The sequence below is a fragment of the Phocaeicola sp. genome (genome assembly GCF_057861905.1).
The window spans coordinates 1-18,105 of the sequence record NZ_DBMACV010000032.1 but is presented as its reverse complement, the minus strand read 5'-3'; the positions used below and the strand labels follow the sequence as shown (position 1 = coordinate 18,105).

Genomic DNA, 18,105 nt, shown 5'->3' with positions numbered 1-18,105 from the left:
CATATTTTCTTTTAAAAGAGGCTGTTTTGAAAGACAGCCTCTTTTTATTTTCTCTCATTTTGCTTTGAGAAATCAGCCTTTTTCACGACATTTGCACAATATCACCCTCGGAATAAAACCAATAATAATGAAACGAACTATTCTTATTACAGCGTGCTTATTACTATCGTTTTTCTTTCCGCTACAAGCCCAAATATTTGAATACATCAATATGGAGAATGGACTCAGCAGCCGAAGAGTCTTATCCATACAGCAAGATAAACAGAACTATATGTGGATTCTCACACATAAAGGTCTGGACCGATATAATGGAAAACAGTTTAAGCATTATCAACTCAATCATCATAAAAGTCCTCTCAGCTTTTACCCGAATCTGAATTTTCTCTATACAGACAAAGAAAATAATATTTGGGAAGCAGGTAAGGACGGACTCATATTCCGATATGACGAGCAAAAAGATTCTTTTCAGCTTGTATTCGATTTCAAGGCTGAATTCTCACAACTAAAGAAAATGCCCATCTCCAATATTTATATGGATTTGGGAAACAACATTTGGTTCTGTGTAAACCAGTATCAATACATATTCAATTACTACAATGATGAAAGCTACCAGTTATCACCGGGCATTCCAGACAATATTGTCTGTATAACTCATGCAGAAGGCAACAAATACTATTTGGCATCCGAACACCAGCTATACGAAGCACAACTAAAGAACAAACGACTAATCAATATAAAGAAAATCAACCTGCCAGATGTACATCTGATAGATTACATTTACTACAACAAGCCATCAAAACAACTGGTTGTCAACACACTGTTGGATAAACTATTTATCTACGATACGCAAAGCCTGCAGGTAAGCAACACGGGCAATACCATGAAGGATATCGGTATAAACAAGATTATCCCCAGCAAAAAAGAAAAGAATGTTCTTCTTATTGCAACCGATGGAGATGGAGTATACAAACTCGACCTCGAGAAGCAGAAACTTGTTCAGTTCTTGAAAGAAGATACTCGGCGTCCCAATAAAATGAACGGAAGCATCATCAAAGATATCTACATGGACAATGCCAACCGTATCTGGAATGTGATCTATCCTACCGGCATAACAATCTATACCGAAAAATATCCGGCATACGAATGGTTCATGCATTCGGCCAATTATACAAATTCGCTTGTAAACAACTGCATCAACGGTATCATGGAAGACTCTGACGGCGACTCATGGTATGCGACGAGTAACGGAGTATGCTACTTCGACGTAAGCGAAAACAGATGGATTAATTTTCATTCATCACAAACTCCCAATGCAGACCAAAGCGAGAATCATATATTTACATCTTTGTGTGAAAGTAGTCCCGGAATCATTCTCGCCGGAGGATATATGTCTGGAATCTACAGAATAAACAAGAAAACACACGAAGTTACCTTCTTCCGACAGAAGGATATCCGACAAGGAGAAGGCCCCGATAAATACATTCGCAGCATTTACCGCGACAACGAAAACCTTATCTGGATTGGAGGATTCTACCGGCTGAAATCATACAACCCGACCAATCAGGAAGTATGTGAATATAATGTAGGATACCCCATTACCTGCATCGCACAAAAAGACGAACATTCGTTATGGATAGGAACAATCAACAATCTGTTTATCTTCGACAAACGGAGCAATAAAGCAATTCCTTTCGAAACGAATTTCGACATACAGTGTATCAATATGATATACAACGATCCGGCGAAAAATTATACTTATTTCGGAACCTACGGCAACGGACTGTTTATTTATGATAACCACACAAAAAAAGTAACCCGATATTACGATGAGAACTGTGGACTTATCAGCAATAACATTTACAGTATCGTGCCCGACAGAAACGGTAATCTGTATCTTGGTACAGAAAACGGACTGTCCTTTTTCGATACAAAAGCTGATACCTTTACCAACTGGACTAAAGAGCAGGGATTACTGGCTTCCAGCTTTAACCCCAATGCCGCCATCCATACAAGCGACGGATATATGATTTTTGGAAGCAACGAAGGAGTGATAGTACTTCCCGACAGCATCCAACTACCAAGGACCTTTACCAGTCACATGATCTTTTCCGATTTAAGTATCATGTACCGCACCGTGCATCCGGGAGAAAAAGGCTCTCCTCTTACACAAACTTTGGACCAGACATCTTGCATAGAACTGGATTACGACCAGAATACATTCTCGATGAACGTGTCGTCCATCAACTTCGACAATCCGTCCAACATCATGTACACATGGAAGCTGGAAGGATTCTACGACCACTGGACACCACCTTCGAGCGACAACCTGATAAGATATACCAACTTATCACCGGGAAGTTACACACTTCATGTACGTGCCATTCTGATGGATAACCATCAAGTACTGGAAGAACGGGAGATACAGATTCTCATAGGACGACCTATCTGGATGACATTCTGGGCCTTTGTACTCTATGCCCTGATTATCATTGGCATAAGCTATGCCATTATGCGATACCAGATGATACGGCGCGACAAACAAATATCGCAGGCTAAAATAAATTTCTTCATGCAGACAGCACACGATATCCGTACGCCGCTGACGCTTATCAAAGCACCTTTGGGAGAAATTTTGAAAAACGAACAACTGACGGAACAAGGTACGACAAATCTGAACCTCGCCATACAAAGTACAGACAACCTTTCCGAACTGGCAAACAACCTCATGAATTTCCAGAAAGAAGAATTGTACAGTTCCAGAATACTGGTAACTCAGCATGAACTGAACCAGTATATACAAGGATATATGCAGCAATTCAAGGCTTATGCCGAGCAGAAAGGAATAGACTTCCAGTACAAAAGCAGCTTCAGCAGTCTGGAAGTATGGATTGACCAGAACAAGATTGATTCCATCTTACAAAACCTGCTAAGCAATGCCTTGAAATATACGTCGAAAGGAGGAAGTGTAATTATAGAAGCCGGACATAACAAAAGCCGCTGGACACTGATTATAAAAGATACTGGCATCGGAATACCGAAGGAGGACCAGAAAAAACTGTTCAAATTCTTGTTCCGAGGAAGCAATGCGACCAACCAGCTCATCACAGGTTCTGGTGTAGGCATGCTGCTGACATACCGTCTGATCAAAAACCATGAAGGTAAGATCAGCTTTACCAGTACGGAGAATGTGGGAACAACATTCCAACTGAGCTTCCCTATCCGGAGCGAACACTACCAGTACCGGAACGAGGAATACAACGGCAGCGTGGCACCGGTCCTGCTACAGGACGGCATCTCGCCTGTCATGCCCGTAGTGGAACCTCTGCAGGTAACGACACACCCCGACAGCCCCCGCATCATGATAGTAGAAGACAATGCCAGCCTCCGCCTGTTCCTGATGAAAAGTTTGTCGGACACTTATCAGGTAGAAGGAGCAGAAAACGGTCAGGAAGCTATCGACAAGATAAAAATCCAGCAGCCCGACCTTATTATATCGGATGTGATGATGTCGGTTATGGATGGAGAAACCATGTGCCGCACCCTGAAGTCGGACATCGAAACCAGCCACATCCCGATAATATTGCTCACAGCCTTAGGAGATAAAAAGGATATCCTGCGCGGACTGGAAACAAAAGCCGACATGTATATTGTCAAGCCTTTCGACCTGATGGTACTGAAGGCCAACATCAGCAATATACTGGAAAACCGTGAAATCATACGTAAAAAACTGCAACAGGCATCAATCAACATCGAAGCCAAACCCGAAGAGATTGATATGCCTACTAATCTGGACAATGAATTTATGCAAAAGGTTACCACCCTGGTAAAAGAAAACCTGGGAAAAGACCTTACGGTAGATACGCTTTGTGCGGGAATGAACATGAGCCGTACCAGCTTTTACAACAAGATAAAGGCACTTACCGGCATGGCTCCCAATGATTTCATCAGAAACATACGTATGCAAGAAGCAGCAACGCTGCTCAAAAGCCAGAAGTATACTGTAGCCGAAGTGGCCGACATGATGGGATTTGCCGACCCCAAGTATTTCACAGACACGTTCAAGAAATTCTATGGAGTACCGCCCAGCATTTATAAAAAGAGTGAATAACGAACAACTATAAGAACAATGAATTTTTACATCAAATCATTTCTGATTTTTACCCGTATCGGAGCTTTCACCATCGGGGGAGGATATGCCATGGTTCCCCTGATAGAAAATGAGCTGGTAGACAAAAAAAAATGGATTTCGAGAGAAGATTTCCTCGATTTAATGGCCTTGGCACAAACCGTACCGGGAATTTTTGCCGTCAATATTGCTATCTTTATCGGATATAAACTGAGAAAGTTCTGGGGAGCATTCTGGATGGCGTTAGGAACCATTCTTCCTTCTTTCATCATCATGCTTGCCATTGCCTTGTTTTTCCAGCAGTTCAAACATATCCCGGCTGTAGAGAACATCTTTAAGGGAATCCGTCCGGCTGTAGTGGCACTGATTGCTGCCCCGACTTTCAAAATGGCAAAATCAGCCAAAATCAACCGGTATAACTTCTGGATTCCTTGTGTTTCTGCACTGCTTATCTGGCTGCTCGACTTCTCTCCTATCTATGTCATCATACTAAGCGGAGTGGGCGGTTACCTGTACGGGCGATATAAAGACAAACAAAACTTAACGGAAGAAAATAAATAGCCATGATATTCTTACAACTATTCTATACATTTTTCAAGATCGGCCTCTTCGGTTTTGGAGGAGGCTACGCCATGATTTCCATGATTCAGGGCGAAGTCGTTACACGCCACGAATGGCTCAGCTCTACAGAATTCACCGATATTATCGCCATCAGCCAGATGACTCCCGGTCCTATCGGGATTAATTCGGCTACTTATGTGGGATATTCTGCCGTCGTTAATGCCGGATACTCTCACGCCATAGGCGTTTTAGGTTCGACTGTTGCCACCGTTTCGGTAGTACTGCCGTCGTTTATTCTGATGGTGCTGATAAGTAAATTCTTTCTGAAATACCAGAAACATCCGATCATTGCTTCCGTGTTCAAGGGATTACGCCCGGGAGTCGTCGGACTGCTGGCAGCAGCTGCACTGGTTCTGATGAATGGAGAAAACTTCGGTACATACAACTGGCAGATTCTAACCAGTATTCTGCTTTTTGGCGGTACATTCATCGCTTCCTACCGCTATAAAATCAATCCGATTCTTCTGATTGTAATCTGCGGATTTATCGGTTATGTCACGTTTGGATACATTCTTACACCTCAATAAGCCGAAAAGGTTCCGACAGCCAACAGATACAGATTTTCCCAAGGCCTCAGCGCATTGTAATAAACAGATGAGGGGCTGTTGGAAAATTCATGCAGACATTTTTTTATTTTTTGTACAAAAGATTTCAGAATTTGTACAAAAAATAAAAAGATATGCTGACGTTTTTTTCAGCTTCCGCCAACGTCAGAAAAATATTTCCCCGCAGTAAAAAAGTACTTTCCTACAACTTGCCTGCAAGCAGTGGAGAGGCAAGCAACGATTCGAATGAAGAATAAATTTCGGAAGTCGTGCCGAGTGTGACGACCAGCCTGTTCGCCGCCTGCACATTGACCACAGGCAAGCACTGCTCTCTTGCGGCATCAGAAAGTCCAAGACACAAATATCCGTTGCGGTTCATCGCATTTTGCGTCCAGTGCCGCAATGTTTCATCGGTAGCTTCCAGATAAATACACTTGTTTCCTTTCACGGCAGGAGAATAAATGCCATGCATCGAATCGAAACGGATGTCATCGTGCGGGAAAAGATTATCCATCTTATGAGCCAATATCAAGTCTTCGGTCACTCCACACTCCAGCCCCTCTCCTTTTTTCATCAGCCAAAGTCTGTCGCCAAGCACCAACGCCTGCTCGATGTCGTGGGTAGACATCAGGATAGCACGCTGTTCTTCTCCGGCAAGCCGGTGCAGCAAGGTCATAATTTCAATACGACTTACCACATCGAGAAAAGCGGTCGGCTCGTCAAGCAATATCAAAGGGCACTCCTGAACCAACGCTTTGGCTATCATCACCTTCTGACGTTCTCCATCCGACAGCTCGGCAGTATATTTCGAAGCCTTGTCGGCTATGCCTACGGCTTGCAGTGCATGCTCGATCTTTTCATTATCTTCGCGACTTAACCTTCCGAAGAATCCGGTATGTGGCTGGCGTCCCAAAGCGACAAGCTCCCGTACCGACAATCCTCCGGCTTGCGTCTTGTCGGTCAGCACAATCCCTATCGCACGCGAACGTTCTTTGGGAGAGTAACCGGAAAGACTCTTGCCCAGCAGGGAAATCTCTCCCGACAGAGAAGGCTGTACGGCGGCCAACGTACGGAGAAGTGTGGATTTTCCCGCTCCGTTAGCTCCCAGCAGACAAGTCAGTTCTCCACGATACAGGCTGAAGTTCAAGTGATGATGTACCGTTTCCTCCCGTTTTCCACGACGATAACCTATGTTCAGATTCTTACCTTCTATGACAACAGACTTCGGATTCATGCTTTTAATTAAAATATTGTATTTTCCGCTGGTTGATAATCACGTAAATAATTACCGGAGCACCCAGCAGAGGTGTTACGGCATTGAGCGGAATAATGCCCGATTCACCCGGCAAGATACAGATAAGATTGCACAATAACGCTACGGCACTACCTGTAAGCAGTGTAACCGGCATAAGTGAATTGTGATTCGACGTTCCCAACATCAGTCGTGCCATATGTGGAACCGCCAGACCGATAAAGGCGATCGGCCCGCAAAAGGCTGTTGTAACGGCTGTAAGCAGACCGGTAGCAAGCAACAACAAGTTACGGACACGGCGTATATTAATACCTAAATTTTCGGCGTAACGCGTGCCAAGCAGCAAGGCATTAAGAGGCTTTATCAGCAAGATGGCGACCAGCAGTCCCAATAGCGTAACGACAGAAAAGCCGGGAAGCTGCGCCATCGAAACACCTCCAAAGTTGCCTAATCCCCAGATTACAAACGAATGGACCCCTTCGGCTGTAGAAAAGAAGTTGAGCAAGGAAATCACCGACGAAACAACGTAGCCAATCATGATGCCGGCAATAAGCAACATCACATTGTTTTTTATCACGACCGACAGAAATAAGATAACTGCCATAACCAAAACAGCTCCGGCAAAAGCCCCGGCAACCACAGAAAGAAAACCGGAAAGTACAAATTCACCGGCAACAATGCTTCCTCCTCCTGCCAACAAGACCAGCGCAACTCCCAGACTTGCCCCTGAACTGATACCCAAGATAGAAGAGTCGGCAAGCGGATTACTGAATACAGTCTGGAGCATCAGCCCCGATGCAGAAAGAGCCGCTCCGCAAAGTAATGCTGTAACACACTGGGGAACACGCGATTCCCATATAATGAAGCGCCAGCTTTCCTTTTCCGCATCCCCGCCAAGCAAGATACGTCCTACCGCCCTGAACGGGATGTCTACCGAACCGAATATCAAGTTTGCCGCAACGAGCACTACAATGATTTCTGCAAGCACACAGCCATATATATATCCTTTATTCGCCTTCATGCATACGAGGTTTAACTTATCACTCCGCTAAATTAGTAAAATATCTCGGAGCATAGTCTTTCAGAACTTCCGGATGAAAGACTTTTACCAAATCTTCCAGCAGAAGTTCGGGATGAAAAGGTACTTCTTCGTAAAAAGAAATGCGGCTGGTATTGCATCCGTATACCCGTCGGTTACGGAATGCATCAAAATTGGCATAAGGCGCATAGTCGTTCTTCAGTTCCCGATAAGTCTTGTCAGTCTGCTGATTATATTTTATCAGCCAGAAATCGGCATGCTGTCCTCTGTCGAACACCGCTTCGAAGGCCAGCGATGCCGAACCGCTCTGTGGAATATCAGAAAAGATATAGCGTGCTCCGGCATCAGCATACACTTTTGCCATCGTACTGTTTCCTCCCGGCACATACCAGGTTCCTCCAGTCTTCAGTTCCGTAATAACAGTCGGCTTGGGTGATATATCTTTTACCCGATTACGAAGTGAGAGATATTTCCGTTCCACTTCGGTAAACAGCGAGTCGGCTTCTTGTTCTTTGCCGAACAAAAGTCCGTAAAAACGCACCCACTCGGCACGTCCCAACGCCGAAGTTTCCATATAATCGGCACATTCCAGAATCGGCACGTTCAGCTTTTCTATCCGTCCGTATCCTCCACTATTCTGATAAGGTGAAAGCAATATGGCATCTGGATGCATGTCGATAACCTTTTCTATATCCGGATTCATGCTGCTTCCCGCATCCGTAACGCTACCATTCCGGCAGCCTTCCAGCACGGCAGGAATACGCATATACTGCAAGTCGCATACACCTTTTACCTTATCCAAGGCTCCCAGTTCCTGCAAAAGCCCACAATGTACCGACGAATAGACCAATGCCCGAGTCAGAGGTACCTGTATCACGGTTCCTTCAGGAAGTGACATCGCAGTCGTATCCTTCTTGTCCACCAGCAGATAAGTATGAAGTATTTGCAACGTGTCCCAGGGATTCCTTAACGTGACTTTCGTATATCGGTCATACTTTACAATCTGTAAGTTCTCGGCATAATGCAACCGGAGCGTATCTCCCTGCTCCTGCAAAAAAGAGGTCTTGCTCTTTCCACCGCAAGCAGAAAGCAGCAAGACCATAAGTACTATATGGGCAGATAGTATGTATCTCTTCAAAACATTCTTTACGACAATCATTTTCTTAAATGCAAATAAAACAAGAACAACATGGACGGGAAAAAATCCCGCATTTTGTACTTGAAATAAAATTTATACAATCAGTTTACGTTCCTGTAACCTTTTCCTCGAAGGTACAAGCGTGACACGTTTTGCAGGTCTTCTGACTTACTCCGGTTTGTTATGCCTTCCCGCCTTTTCATTCAACCCGAAGAAACGGCAGTGGCTCGAAGTGGTAAACAAACCTTTATCACGGAGCTTACAGCAGCGGGACTGTCCGGGACTTTCACCCGATTCCCTTTTCATCCGCAGCTTCGCACTACCAATCGGGAAGCCTGACGGAACAAAACTGTGACAAATATATGCAATAACTTCGTACAATACAACAGAACGTGAACCAAAATCCAAATTTATTTGTTTACTTTGCACATATACTTTATAATAAAACAGTCTCATGATTACAGCAGAAAATATTTTACTTGTCGGCTCTGTCCTAATATTTACCAGTATTCTTATCAGTAAAACCGGATATCGTTTCGGTATTCCTACCTTGCTTTTATTCCTGTTGGTAGGAATGGCATTCGGCAGCGACGGACTGGGCATTCAGTTCAATAGTGCTTCCGACGCCCAGTTCATCGGTATGATGGCACTGAGTATCATTCTGTTTTCCGGCGGTATGGATACACGATATGCCGATATCAAACCCGTGCTAAAGCAAGGTATACTGCTTTCTACCGTAGGAGTGCTGGTCACCACGCTACTGACAGGTTCGTTTATTTTCTTTCTTTCGAATCATACACAGGCTAACATAGAACTTACGCTGCTGGTTTCCCTACTGCTTGCAGCTACCATGTCGTCAACCGACTCTGCATCGGTATTCAGCCTTCTGCGTTCCCAACGGATGAATCTAAAATACAATCTTCGTCCGATGCTGGAACTGGAAAGTGGTAGTAACGACCCAATGGCGTACATGCTTACCATTGTGCTTATTCAGGTTATAGGCAGTGGAAGTGATTTTAACATAGGTATCATACTGAAAGATTTGTTTCTGCAGTTCCTCTTCGGCGGAGTTCTGGGATATGCTTTCGGAAAGTTCGCTGTATGGCTTATCAACAAAATAGAACTTTCCAACGGTGCACTCTACCCTATTCTGCTGCTCAGTATTGTCTTCATCACTTTCACGCTTACCGATTTGGTAAAAGGAAACGGATATCTTGCCGTATACATTGCAGGAGTAATCGTAGGCAATGCCCGGCTGGCTTTCCGGAAAGAAACAAACACTTTTATGAACGGACTTACTTGGCTGTTCCAGATTATTATGTTCCTTACACTGGGACTTCTGGTCAATCCGCACGAAATGCTCGACATTGCAGTTACAGCTTTGCTTATCGGTATATTTATGATTCTGATAGCACGCCCTGTCAGCGTATTCCTCTGCCTGCTTCCTTTTAAGGGAATCAGCAACAAGGCACGCATTTTTATTTCATGGGTAGGATTAAGAGGTGCCGTACCTATTATTTTTGCCACATATCCGGTTATAGCTCATATACCAGGTTCCAATCAGTTGTTCAACATCGTATTTTTTATTACCTTGTTGTCGCTCATCATACAGGGTATGACTATCTCGAAAATGGCACGCTGGCTCAAGCTCGACCTTCCCGAAGAAAAAGAAGGGAATGACTTCGGCGTTGAACTGCCTGATGAAATTGACACTCATCTAAACGATATAACCTTGACAGAAGATATGCTGACTGTGGGCAACCGACTGGCTGATATGAACATCCCAAAGGGAACACTGGTCATGCTGATTAAACGCGGAAACGAATTCATCATCCCGAACGGACAGATTGAACTGCACGCAGGCGATAAGTTGCTGGTCATGTCAGAAAAGAAATAAAAGTAAGGTAATCAGTACTTTGTTTCCATTTTATTTATTAAATTTGGGATACAACTTTTAATCTCAAACTTTATGGAAACATATCTTTTTTGGTTAATCCCCACTGCATCTGTATTAGCACTTGCTTTTGCAGGGTATTTCTATAAACAGATGATGCGGGAAAGTGAAGGCAGCCCTGCAATGCAAAAAATAGCAGCGCACGTGCGCAAGGGTGCCATGTCTTATTTAAAACAGCAATATAAAATTGTTACGTTAGTCTTTATCGGACTGGTTGTTCTGTTCTCCATTATGGCATACGGATTCAACCTGCAAAATCATTGGGTTCCGATTGCTTTTCTTACAGGAGGTTTCTTTTCTGGATTATCTGGCTATCTGGGCATGAAAACTGCGACCTATGCTTCGGCACGTACGGCCAATGCGGCACGTCGCTCTTTAGACAGCGGACTACGAATTGCTTTCCGAAGCGGAGCAGTCATGGGACTGGTCGTAGTGGGATTAGGATTGTTCGATATTTCTTTCTGGTATCTTCTTTTGGAATATTGTATTCCGGATGATGCCATAAATCCGACTGCCAAGTTGTGTATTATAACAACCACGATGCTGACATTCGGCATGGGAGCATCGACACAAGCTCTGTTTGCCCGAGTGGGAGGAGGCATATATACTAAAGCAGCCGACGTGGGAGCTGATCTGGTGGGAAAGGTAGAAGCCGGTATTCCTGAAGATGATCCTCGTAATCCTGCTACGATAGCCGACAACGTAGGCGATAATGTGGGAGATGTTGCTGGCATGGGGGCCGACTTATACGAATCGTATTGTGGCTCTATTCTGGCAACAGCAGCATTGGGAGCCGCAGCCTTTATCGGTACAGGCGATACGGTAATGCAGTTCAAGGCTGTCATTGCACCTATGCTGATTGCAGCCATTGGAATTGTTCTTTCCATCATCGGTATATTTGCCGTACGTACTAAAGAGAATGCAAGCATAAAAGAACTGCTTAAAGCCCTTTCAACCGGAACAAGCTTGAGCTCTGTTCTTATCGTAATTGGTACGTTCTTTATACTATGGATGCTTGACATTACAAACTGGATAAATATAGCTTTCGCTGTTGTGGTGGGGCTTGTGGTAGGAGTTATCATCGGACAATCTACAGAATATTATACTTCCCAGTCGTATAAGCCTACACGAAAACTTTCGGAAAGTGGAAAAACCGGTCCGGCTACGGTCATTATTTCCGGCATCGGATTAGGTATGATTTCAACGACAATTCCTGTCATCGCTGTCGTAGCCGGTATCATACTCTCCTACTGGCTGGCATCCGGATTCGATTTCAGTAACATCAGTATGGGATTATACGGTATCGGTATAGCCGCTGTAGGAATGCTTTCTACCTTAGGCATCACACTGGCTACCGACGCTTATGGCCCGATAGCCGACAATGCAGGAGGAAATGCTGAAATGAGCGGATTGGGTGAAGATGTACGCCGCCGCACCGATGCTCTCGATTCGTTGGGAAATACTACTGCCGCTACAGGAAAAGGCTTCGCTATCGGTTCGGCTGCATTGACGGGGCTCGCCTTGCTTGCCTCGTATATAGAAGAAATCCGAATCGGACTGGAGCGTATCGGTACAACAGTTCTTGAACTTCCGGGAGGAAACAGCGTCACACTCAGCGAGGCAAGTTTCACAGATTTCATGATGTATTACGATGTTACATTAATGAATCCAAAGGTACTTGCCGGAATGTTTATAGGTAGTATGATGGCTTTCCTGTTCTGTGGACTGACAATGAATGCGGTAGGACGTGCTGCTGCCAGCATGGTAGAAGAAGTACGTCGTCAGTTCCGTGAAATAAAAGGTATACTGGAAGGAAAAGCAGAACCTGATTATGCCCGCTGTGTGCAGATTTCTACCCAAGGAGCACAGCGTGAAATGGTATTTTCTTCTTTACTGGCCATAGTGGCTCCTATCGTAACGGGATTACTTTTTGGCATTCCCGGTGTAATCGGCTTGCTGATTGGCGGACTGGCTTCTGGTTTCGTACTTGCCATATTCATGGCAAATGCCGGAGGAGCATGGGATAATGCGAAAAAATATGTAGAAGAAGGAAACTTTGGCGGCAAAGGAAGCGAAGTACACCGTGCTACAGTCGTAGGTGATACTGTAGGCGATCCGTTTAAAGATACTTCCGGTCCCAGCCTGAATATCCTTATTAAGCTAATGAGCATGGTGGCTATTGTCATGGCTGGACTGACTGTTTCCTGGAGCCTCTTCTGATAAATATTGCTTCTATAAAAACATTTAATTTTCCAACCCTTCACGTCTCTCATATTTATCCCAGAAAGTTAAACAACAAAGTGGGCATAAGACGTGAAGGGTTTTCAATTAGTTTCTTTTAAAACTATTTCTTTTGCAATAAACAAGTCAAAAACTTTGTACACAAATAAAATTAGACTACCTTTGCGGCTTCAAATTACTAAATTTTTATTTTAATGAAGAAACTTCTATTAATTAGCGCAGCGACGCTAATCGTTTCAACTTCAACTTTTGCGGGAGATTATTTAACTAATACCAATCAGCATGCTGCTTTCTTACGTATGGCAGCACGAGGTGCTTCGATTGACGTAGATGGAGTATATAGTAATCCTGCCGGACTGGCTTTTTTATCTAAAAATGGATTTCATTTATCACTAACCGGACAAAGCGCATATCAGACGCGTGAAATAGCTGCCACATCCGGACTTTGGACATTGGATGGAAAAGAAACTACACAGAATTACAAAGGAACTGCTTCGGCTCCATTTATTCCTTCTTTCCACGGCGTGTATAAAGATGACAAATGGGCTATTTCCGCAAGTTTTGCAGTAACTGGCGGTGGAGGAAAAGCTTCTTTCGATAATGGTCTGCCCATGTTTAATGCACTGGCTACCGCCATGTTGTATCAACAGCAAATTACCCCAGACAAATATACCATCAATACGGCAATGGATGGCAAACAATACATCTATGGCGTACAATTGGGCTTGAGCTATAAAATAAATGACTGGCTCGGTGTTTATGCAGGAGGGCGCATGAATTACGTGAAAAGTGGGTACGAAGGTTACCTGACTGCTTCTCTCAAAAAGGACATCCCACAAATGGGAGGTAAGGAAATCGCAAATTTGGCTTTGGATTGCGATCAAAGCGGATGGGGTATTACTCCAATCATCGGCGTGGATGCCAAATTAGGGAAATGGAACTTCGGTGCAAAATATGAATTTATCACAAATTTGAACATTGAAAATCAAACTCATACACTGAAAGTACCTGAAGATGTTCCAGATGAGGTATTAAAGCCTTATGCCGATGGAAAACAAACTCCCAGTGACATACCTGCTATGTTGAGCATAGCTGCCGGATATGAGATTTTACCTAATCTGCGTGCTTCCGTTGAATATCACTTTTTCGATGATAAGCATGCCGGTATGCTGAACGATCGTCAGAAAACATTGAAACACGGCACACATGAATATCTCGCCGGTTTAGAGTGGGATATTATTAAGGAACTCACCGTAAGTGGAGGTTTCCAGAAAACAAGTTACGGACTTAGTGATGAATTCCAGACAGACACCAGCTTTTACTGTAGTTCTTACTCGCTGGGATTCGGTGCACGTGTCAACTTCAATGCTGCATGGAGTATCGATATAGCCTACTTCTGGACTAACTACGATGACTATACTAAGACATTGTCAAGTTATAACAATACCGGAATCAAAGGTACAGACGTATACAGCCGCACCAATAAAGTATTCGGACTAAGTCTGAACCATAATTTTTAATTGTATTTCCAACCTTAAACGATAAACATTATAATACTCCTTTCTGCCTGTCATTAATTTTATCTGCTCATTGTAGATAGAATTAATGACAGGCTTTTTATTTTTTATGCCGATTTTTGAATAAGTAAAAACTTTATTAAAAGTATTAACATTAATAATCGGAAAGAGAGGAGCTTATGAAAAATTTCTTTGTTTTGTTTATTTTAACATTATTGTATTTTACAAGCAATGCCCAAACCTATCTTCCCAAAATTGAGAACAGTGATGCACACGATAAATATTGTCTGAAAGGGACTCCTCAAAGCCTCTATCATCGGACTTATGAGATTGCACGCGATTCACTAACCGGAGAACTTATCGTAGAAAATGAACTCGATTATATCTCCGAATTATCTTATCGTATCAATTTTACAGAAAATGGTAATGTACAAGATTTCCATTACATACACGATGGCAGAGCAACAACTTCTCTCTCCAATTTTTTCGATCCCGAAGGACGATATTGTACTTTACAAATCGAAGATAATATCCCAACGTCTTATCAGAGAAACTGGATAGATCACTATAAAGAGCCACAGTACAATCAAGGTTATGTATATCAGTTAATACAAGAAGAATATGCCATGTCATACTTTGGCGATTCATTACTTCTGACAAGCCGTGATACAACTCATTGCATTGAAAAAGATAATATTATCCTATCGCTTTTCGTACCCGAAACAGACAACCAATATGATAATTATCCAATAAAAGACAGTACCTATTATGCACATTACATAGACAGCTGTAGAAATAATGTGATCCCTCAAAACAGAACACTTAACTTATATAACGAAAAAGAGCAACTCTCCGTAACAATAGAATACACTCCTATCAGCAAACATCCTTCATTTATAGAATATTTCTATTATGATAAAAATGGAATGCTAACACTCAATAAAAGACTCAGTTATGTAACATTCGATGAATCTGGTGAAGTTATATATATCAGCGCTCCCCTAAGCGATATTTTCCGTTATGAATATCCCGAAGACTCCATTGACCAACAAGGGAACTGGACCAAAAGATATGTATTCCGCCAGTTCAGGGAAGAGAAAGAACAACCACTTTATTTAGAATACCAACAGATCAGTTATGTACATTAAAAATTAATCCATAATAAATGATGAACAGAATAACTATCATTATTGTCTGTTTGCTAATTTCTTTCACGACAGGAATTGCTCAGACTGAAAGCCTATCTGCCCGCCAAATGCAAAAACAGGGGCTGGTAAATATCCAGACACTCGATCAAAGTATTTTGGTAGATTTAATGTATGCCAAAGCAGATAACTTCGTCGGAAGGATCTTATATACAGACCTCAAAGAAGCTTATTTACATCCCGAAGCAGCCAATGCACTAATAAAAGCACAAAAACTGCTAAAAGCCATTCACCCTTCATATCGACTGATTGTATACGATGCTACACGTCCAATGTCCATCCAACAAGAAATGTGGAACACAGTAAAAGGAACTTCTTCCGAAAATTATGTATCCGATCCAGCCAATAAAGGAGGTACACATAATTATGGTTTTGCTGTCGATGTAAGCATATATGATACTTTGCGAAAAGACACAATCCCCATGAGTGTGAAAGTAGATCACTTATTCAGCGAATCAAACATAGATAAAGAAGATGAACTGGTACTAAGTGGAAAAATTTCGGCTGAAGCTAAAAACAACAGAGAGCTTTTACGATACGTAATGACACACTCCGGTTACCATACATTACGATCTGAATTCTGGCACTTCAACTATAAAGGATACAACCGCGACTGGCTAACAACTCACGGCTACAAGGCGATTCCATAACATGTCAGGGAAAAAACATTCTTATACTTTCAACGTCTAACCATAAAATTTTACCTCTATGATACGCATTCTGGCTTTACTTTTATTTACTCTGTTTACATTATCGGGGAATACACAACCTTGGAGAAAAGCATTAAAAAGCGCTCTCTTCAGAACTTGCGAACGAACAATAGTATCTAAAAAGCGCCTTCCTTACAAAACTCCAGAACCGAAACCTACAGTTGGGCGCAGATTATTTATGTTTAAATTAGATTCTATCCGAAAGGCACAGACAAACGAGAAACACCTTCCGCCCGCAGTCAAGATTCTACAGCCACAGCCAGCAGTTAAAAAAGCTTCGTCAGGAACAGGCCATCCAACAATTCATACGAAAAAAGAAAATCAACAAGAAAAAATATTAAACCGCTTCCTCTCATATGTAAAGATAGAAAGCCAGTCGGTCGATGTTCCCGACTTCGAAGCGTTCCCCATGACAGAGGGAAGAAAAAAATGTCAACGTTTCTGGCCGATGAAATAAAGTCTTTTGGAGGAAAGAATGTAGAAGTAACAGTCAGCAAAGATTTTTACGTATATGTAAAAATTCCTTCCAATCTTTATGCTACCCAAAGCGAGACTATCCCCAACCTGTTCTTTACGGCTCATCTTGACGTAACCCCTGAAGCTCCGGGGAAAGGAATCCATCCCATTGTACACAGTAATTATCAGGGAGGAGAACTTACCCTCTCACCCGGCATCGTACTTAGTCCCTCCTCACCGACAGGAGCCCGTTTGAATGAATTAAAAGGTAAGACAATCGTTACCTCCGACGGAACAACACTGCTTGGTGCCGACGATAAAGCAGGTTGCACCATATTAGTTACCTTAATAGAAGAATTAATCAATAATCCACGAATCAAACACCCCGCCCTCTACTTTATGTTTTCACAGAACGAAGACATCGGTAGAGCAGCCTACCGTTATGACCCCACAATATTCGGGACAAGTCCCGATATCGTAATCGATGTAGATGGTGGAGAACCCGGTGTATTCTCTGCCGAAAATTTTACAGCAGCCGGACAAACCTTCTACTTTAAAGGAAACAAGGCTCATCCGGGCGACGGATTCAAGAACCAATATGCCGATGCACTTACCGCTGCTGCCTACTTCATGGGCTCCATACCACCTTCTGTGCATCCAAGTGCAAGTTCGGGCAAACAAGGATACCTGCACTGCTATGCATGCGAACATCCCGTCGATGCATCCGGCAAAACAATAGACGAGGATTACATCACAAAATACCGTATCCACTATTTTGACCAACAGGAAGGCGACAGTCTGAGAGCTTATCTGTATAATGCCTATCAAAAAACATGCAAAGCTTTTCCATTCGTAAAAATCGCCCCGTCAGAAGAAGTGAAGCAATATGACAACATTGCTTACACAATGTATAAGCACACTCCTGAAATTATTCAGAAAGCAGCCTTGAAAGAGGACATACTAATGACTCCCAAAAGTGAACGTGGAGGAACCACTTCTTCCATGCTGGTTACTACAGGAGCTCTTCCGGGAGGACCATGCATTTACTCCGGACAGCAGGCAGCCCATAGTTGTCTGGAATGGTGCTGCATAGAAGATTTAGCCCTGATGGTACAGGTCCTGAAAAATATTATCAATGAGACTCTGCAATATGAAAAGCCATGAACAAGAAAAGCTACCTAATCATTTTCTACAATAGTATTTATACCTGAGTTCGGGATAAGTTTAGAATAAGGCCAGTTGTTTTGAGTCCTCAATATAGTATCCTTGCAATGCATCCGGTTTGTTTTCAAAGAAACAAT

13 protein-coding genes and 1 riboswitch are annotated in these 18,105 nt (G+C 42.9%); of the genes, 10 read left to right on the top strand and 3 right to left on the bottom strand.

What is annotated here, in order from left to right; translation table 11 throughout:
• The first annotated feature begins 127 nt into the window (after positions 1–127).
• The 3 genes from ACZM60_RS07915 to ACZM60_RS07905 are packed head-to-tail and all read left to right on the top strand — an operon-like array spanning position 128 to position 5,274.
• Positions 128–4,108, top strand: coding sequence for a hybrid sensor histidine kinase/response regulator transcription factor (locus ACZM60_RS07915; RefSeq protein ID WP_489521225.1), 3,981 nt, complete (start codon positions 128–130; stop codon positions 4,106–4,108).
• Between the two features lie 18 nt (positions 4,109–4,126).
• Positions 4,127–4,687 (top strand): chromate transporter, encoded by a 561-nt coding sequence (locus ACZM60_RS07910; RefSeq protein WP_021971767.1) that lies wholly within the window; start codon positions 4,127–4,129, stop codon positions 4,685–4,687.
• 2 nt (positions 4,688–4,689) lie between these two features.
• Positions 4,690–5,274: a chromate transporter gene (locus tag ACZM60_RS07905; protein WP_021971766.1), complete on the top strand. Its 585-nt coding sequence runs from the start codon at positions 4,690–4,692 to the stop codon at positions 5,272–5,274.
• Positions 5,275–5,494: 220 nt separating this feature from the next.
• On the opposite strand, the gene ACZM60_RS07900 is transcribed toward ACZM60_RS07905, so the two are convergent.
• From ACZM60_RS07900 to ACZM60_RS07890, 3 genes are read right to left on the bottom strand one after another with little or no spacing between them, the layout of a single operon-like run.
• On the bottom strand, positions 5,495–6,526 hold the full coding sequence (locus ACZM60_RS07900) for an ABC transporter ATP-binding protein (RefSeq protein WP_021971764.1): 1,032 nt from the start codon (positions 6,524–6,526) through the stop codon (positions 5,495–5,497).
• A 4-nt stretch (positions 6,527–6,530) separates the two neighbouring features.
• A complete protein-coding gene (locus ACZM60_RS07895) occupies positions 6,531–7,565 on the bottom strand; it encodes an iron chelate uptake ABC transporter family permease subunit (RefSeq protein ID WP_489521224.1) in 1,035 nt (344 codons plus the stop codon).
• 19 nt (positions 7,566–7,584) lie between these two features.
• Positions 7,585–8,721: an ABC transporter substrate-binding protein gene (locus ACZM60_RS07890; protein ID WP_489521223.1), complete on the bottom strand. Its 1,137-nt coding sequence runs from the start codon at positions 8,719–8,721 to the stop codon at positions 7,585–7,587.
• A gap of 136 nt (positions 8,722–8,857) precedes the next feature.
• A riboswitch (cobalamin riboswitch) is annotated at positions 8,858–9,084 on the bottom strand.
• A 91-nt stretch (positions 9,085–9,175) separates the two neighbouring features.
• On the opposite strand from ACZM60_RS07890, the gene ACZM60_RS07885 reads away from it, so the two are divergent.
• The 7 genes from ACZM60_RS07885 to ACZM60_RS07855 all read left to right on the top strand — a co-directional run bounded on the left by ACZM60_RS07885 (position 9,176) and on the right by ACZM60_RS07855 (position 17,968).
• Positions 9,176–10,618 carry a potassium/proton antiporter gene (locus ACZM60_RS07885; protein WP_489521222.1) on the top strand — a complete coding sequence of 481 codons (1,443 nt, stop codon included), beginning with the start codon at positions 9,176–9,178 and terminating at the stop codon, positions 10,616–10,618.
• Positions 10,619–10,690: 72 nt separating this feature from the next.
• Positions 10,691–12,895, top strand: a complete 2,205-nt coding sequence (locus ACZM60_RS07880; RefSeq protein WP_489521221.1) for a sodium-translocating pyrophosphatase — start codon at positions 10,691–10,693, stop codon at positions 12,893–12,895.
• Positions 12,896–13,110: 215 nt separating this feature from the next.
• A complete protein-coding gene (locus tag ACZM60_RS07875) occupies positions 13,111–14,436 on the top strand; it encodes an OmpP1/FadL family transporter (protein ID WP_489521220.1) in 1,326 nt (441 codons plus the stop codon).
• Between the two features lie 176 nt (positions 14,437–14,612).
• Positions 14,613–15,581 (top strand): hypothetical protein, encoded by a 969-nt coding sequence (locus tag ACZM60_RS07870; protein WP_489521219.1) that lies wholly within the window; start codon positions 14,613–14,615, stop codon positions 15,579–15,581.
• A 17-nt stretch (positions 15,582–15,598) separates the two neighbouring features.
• Complete coding sequence (locus ACZM60_RS07865) at positions 15,599–16,288, top strand: M15 family metallopeptidase (protein WP_489521218.1); 690 nt, start codon at positions 15,599–15,601, stop codon at positions 16,286–16,288.
• Between the two features lie 58 nt (positions 16,289–16,346).
• On the top strand, positions 16,347–16,805 hold the full coding sequence (locus tag ACZM60_RS07860; protein ID WP_489521217.1) for a hypothetical protein: 459 nt from the start codon (positions 16,347–16,349) through the stop codon (positions 16,803–16,805).
• Positions 16,778–17,968 (top strand): zinc-binding metallopeptidase family protein, encoded by a 1,191-nt coding sequence (locus ACZM60_RS07855; protein WP_489521216.1) that lies wholly within the window; start codon positions 16,778–16,780, stop codon positions 17,966–17,968. Before ACZM60_RS07860 ends, ACZM60_RS07855 begins: the two co-directional genes overlap by 28 nt.
• Positions 17,969–18,105: the final 137 nt, after the last annotated feature.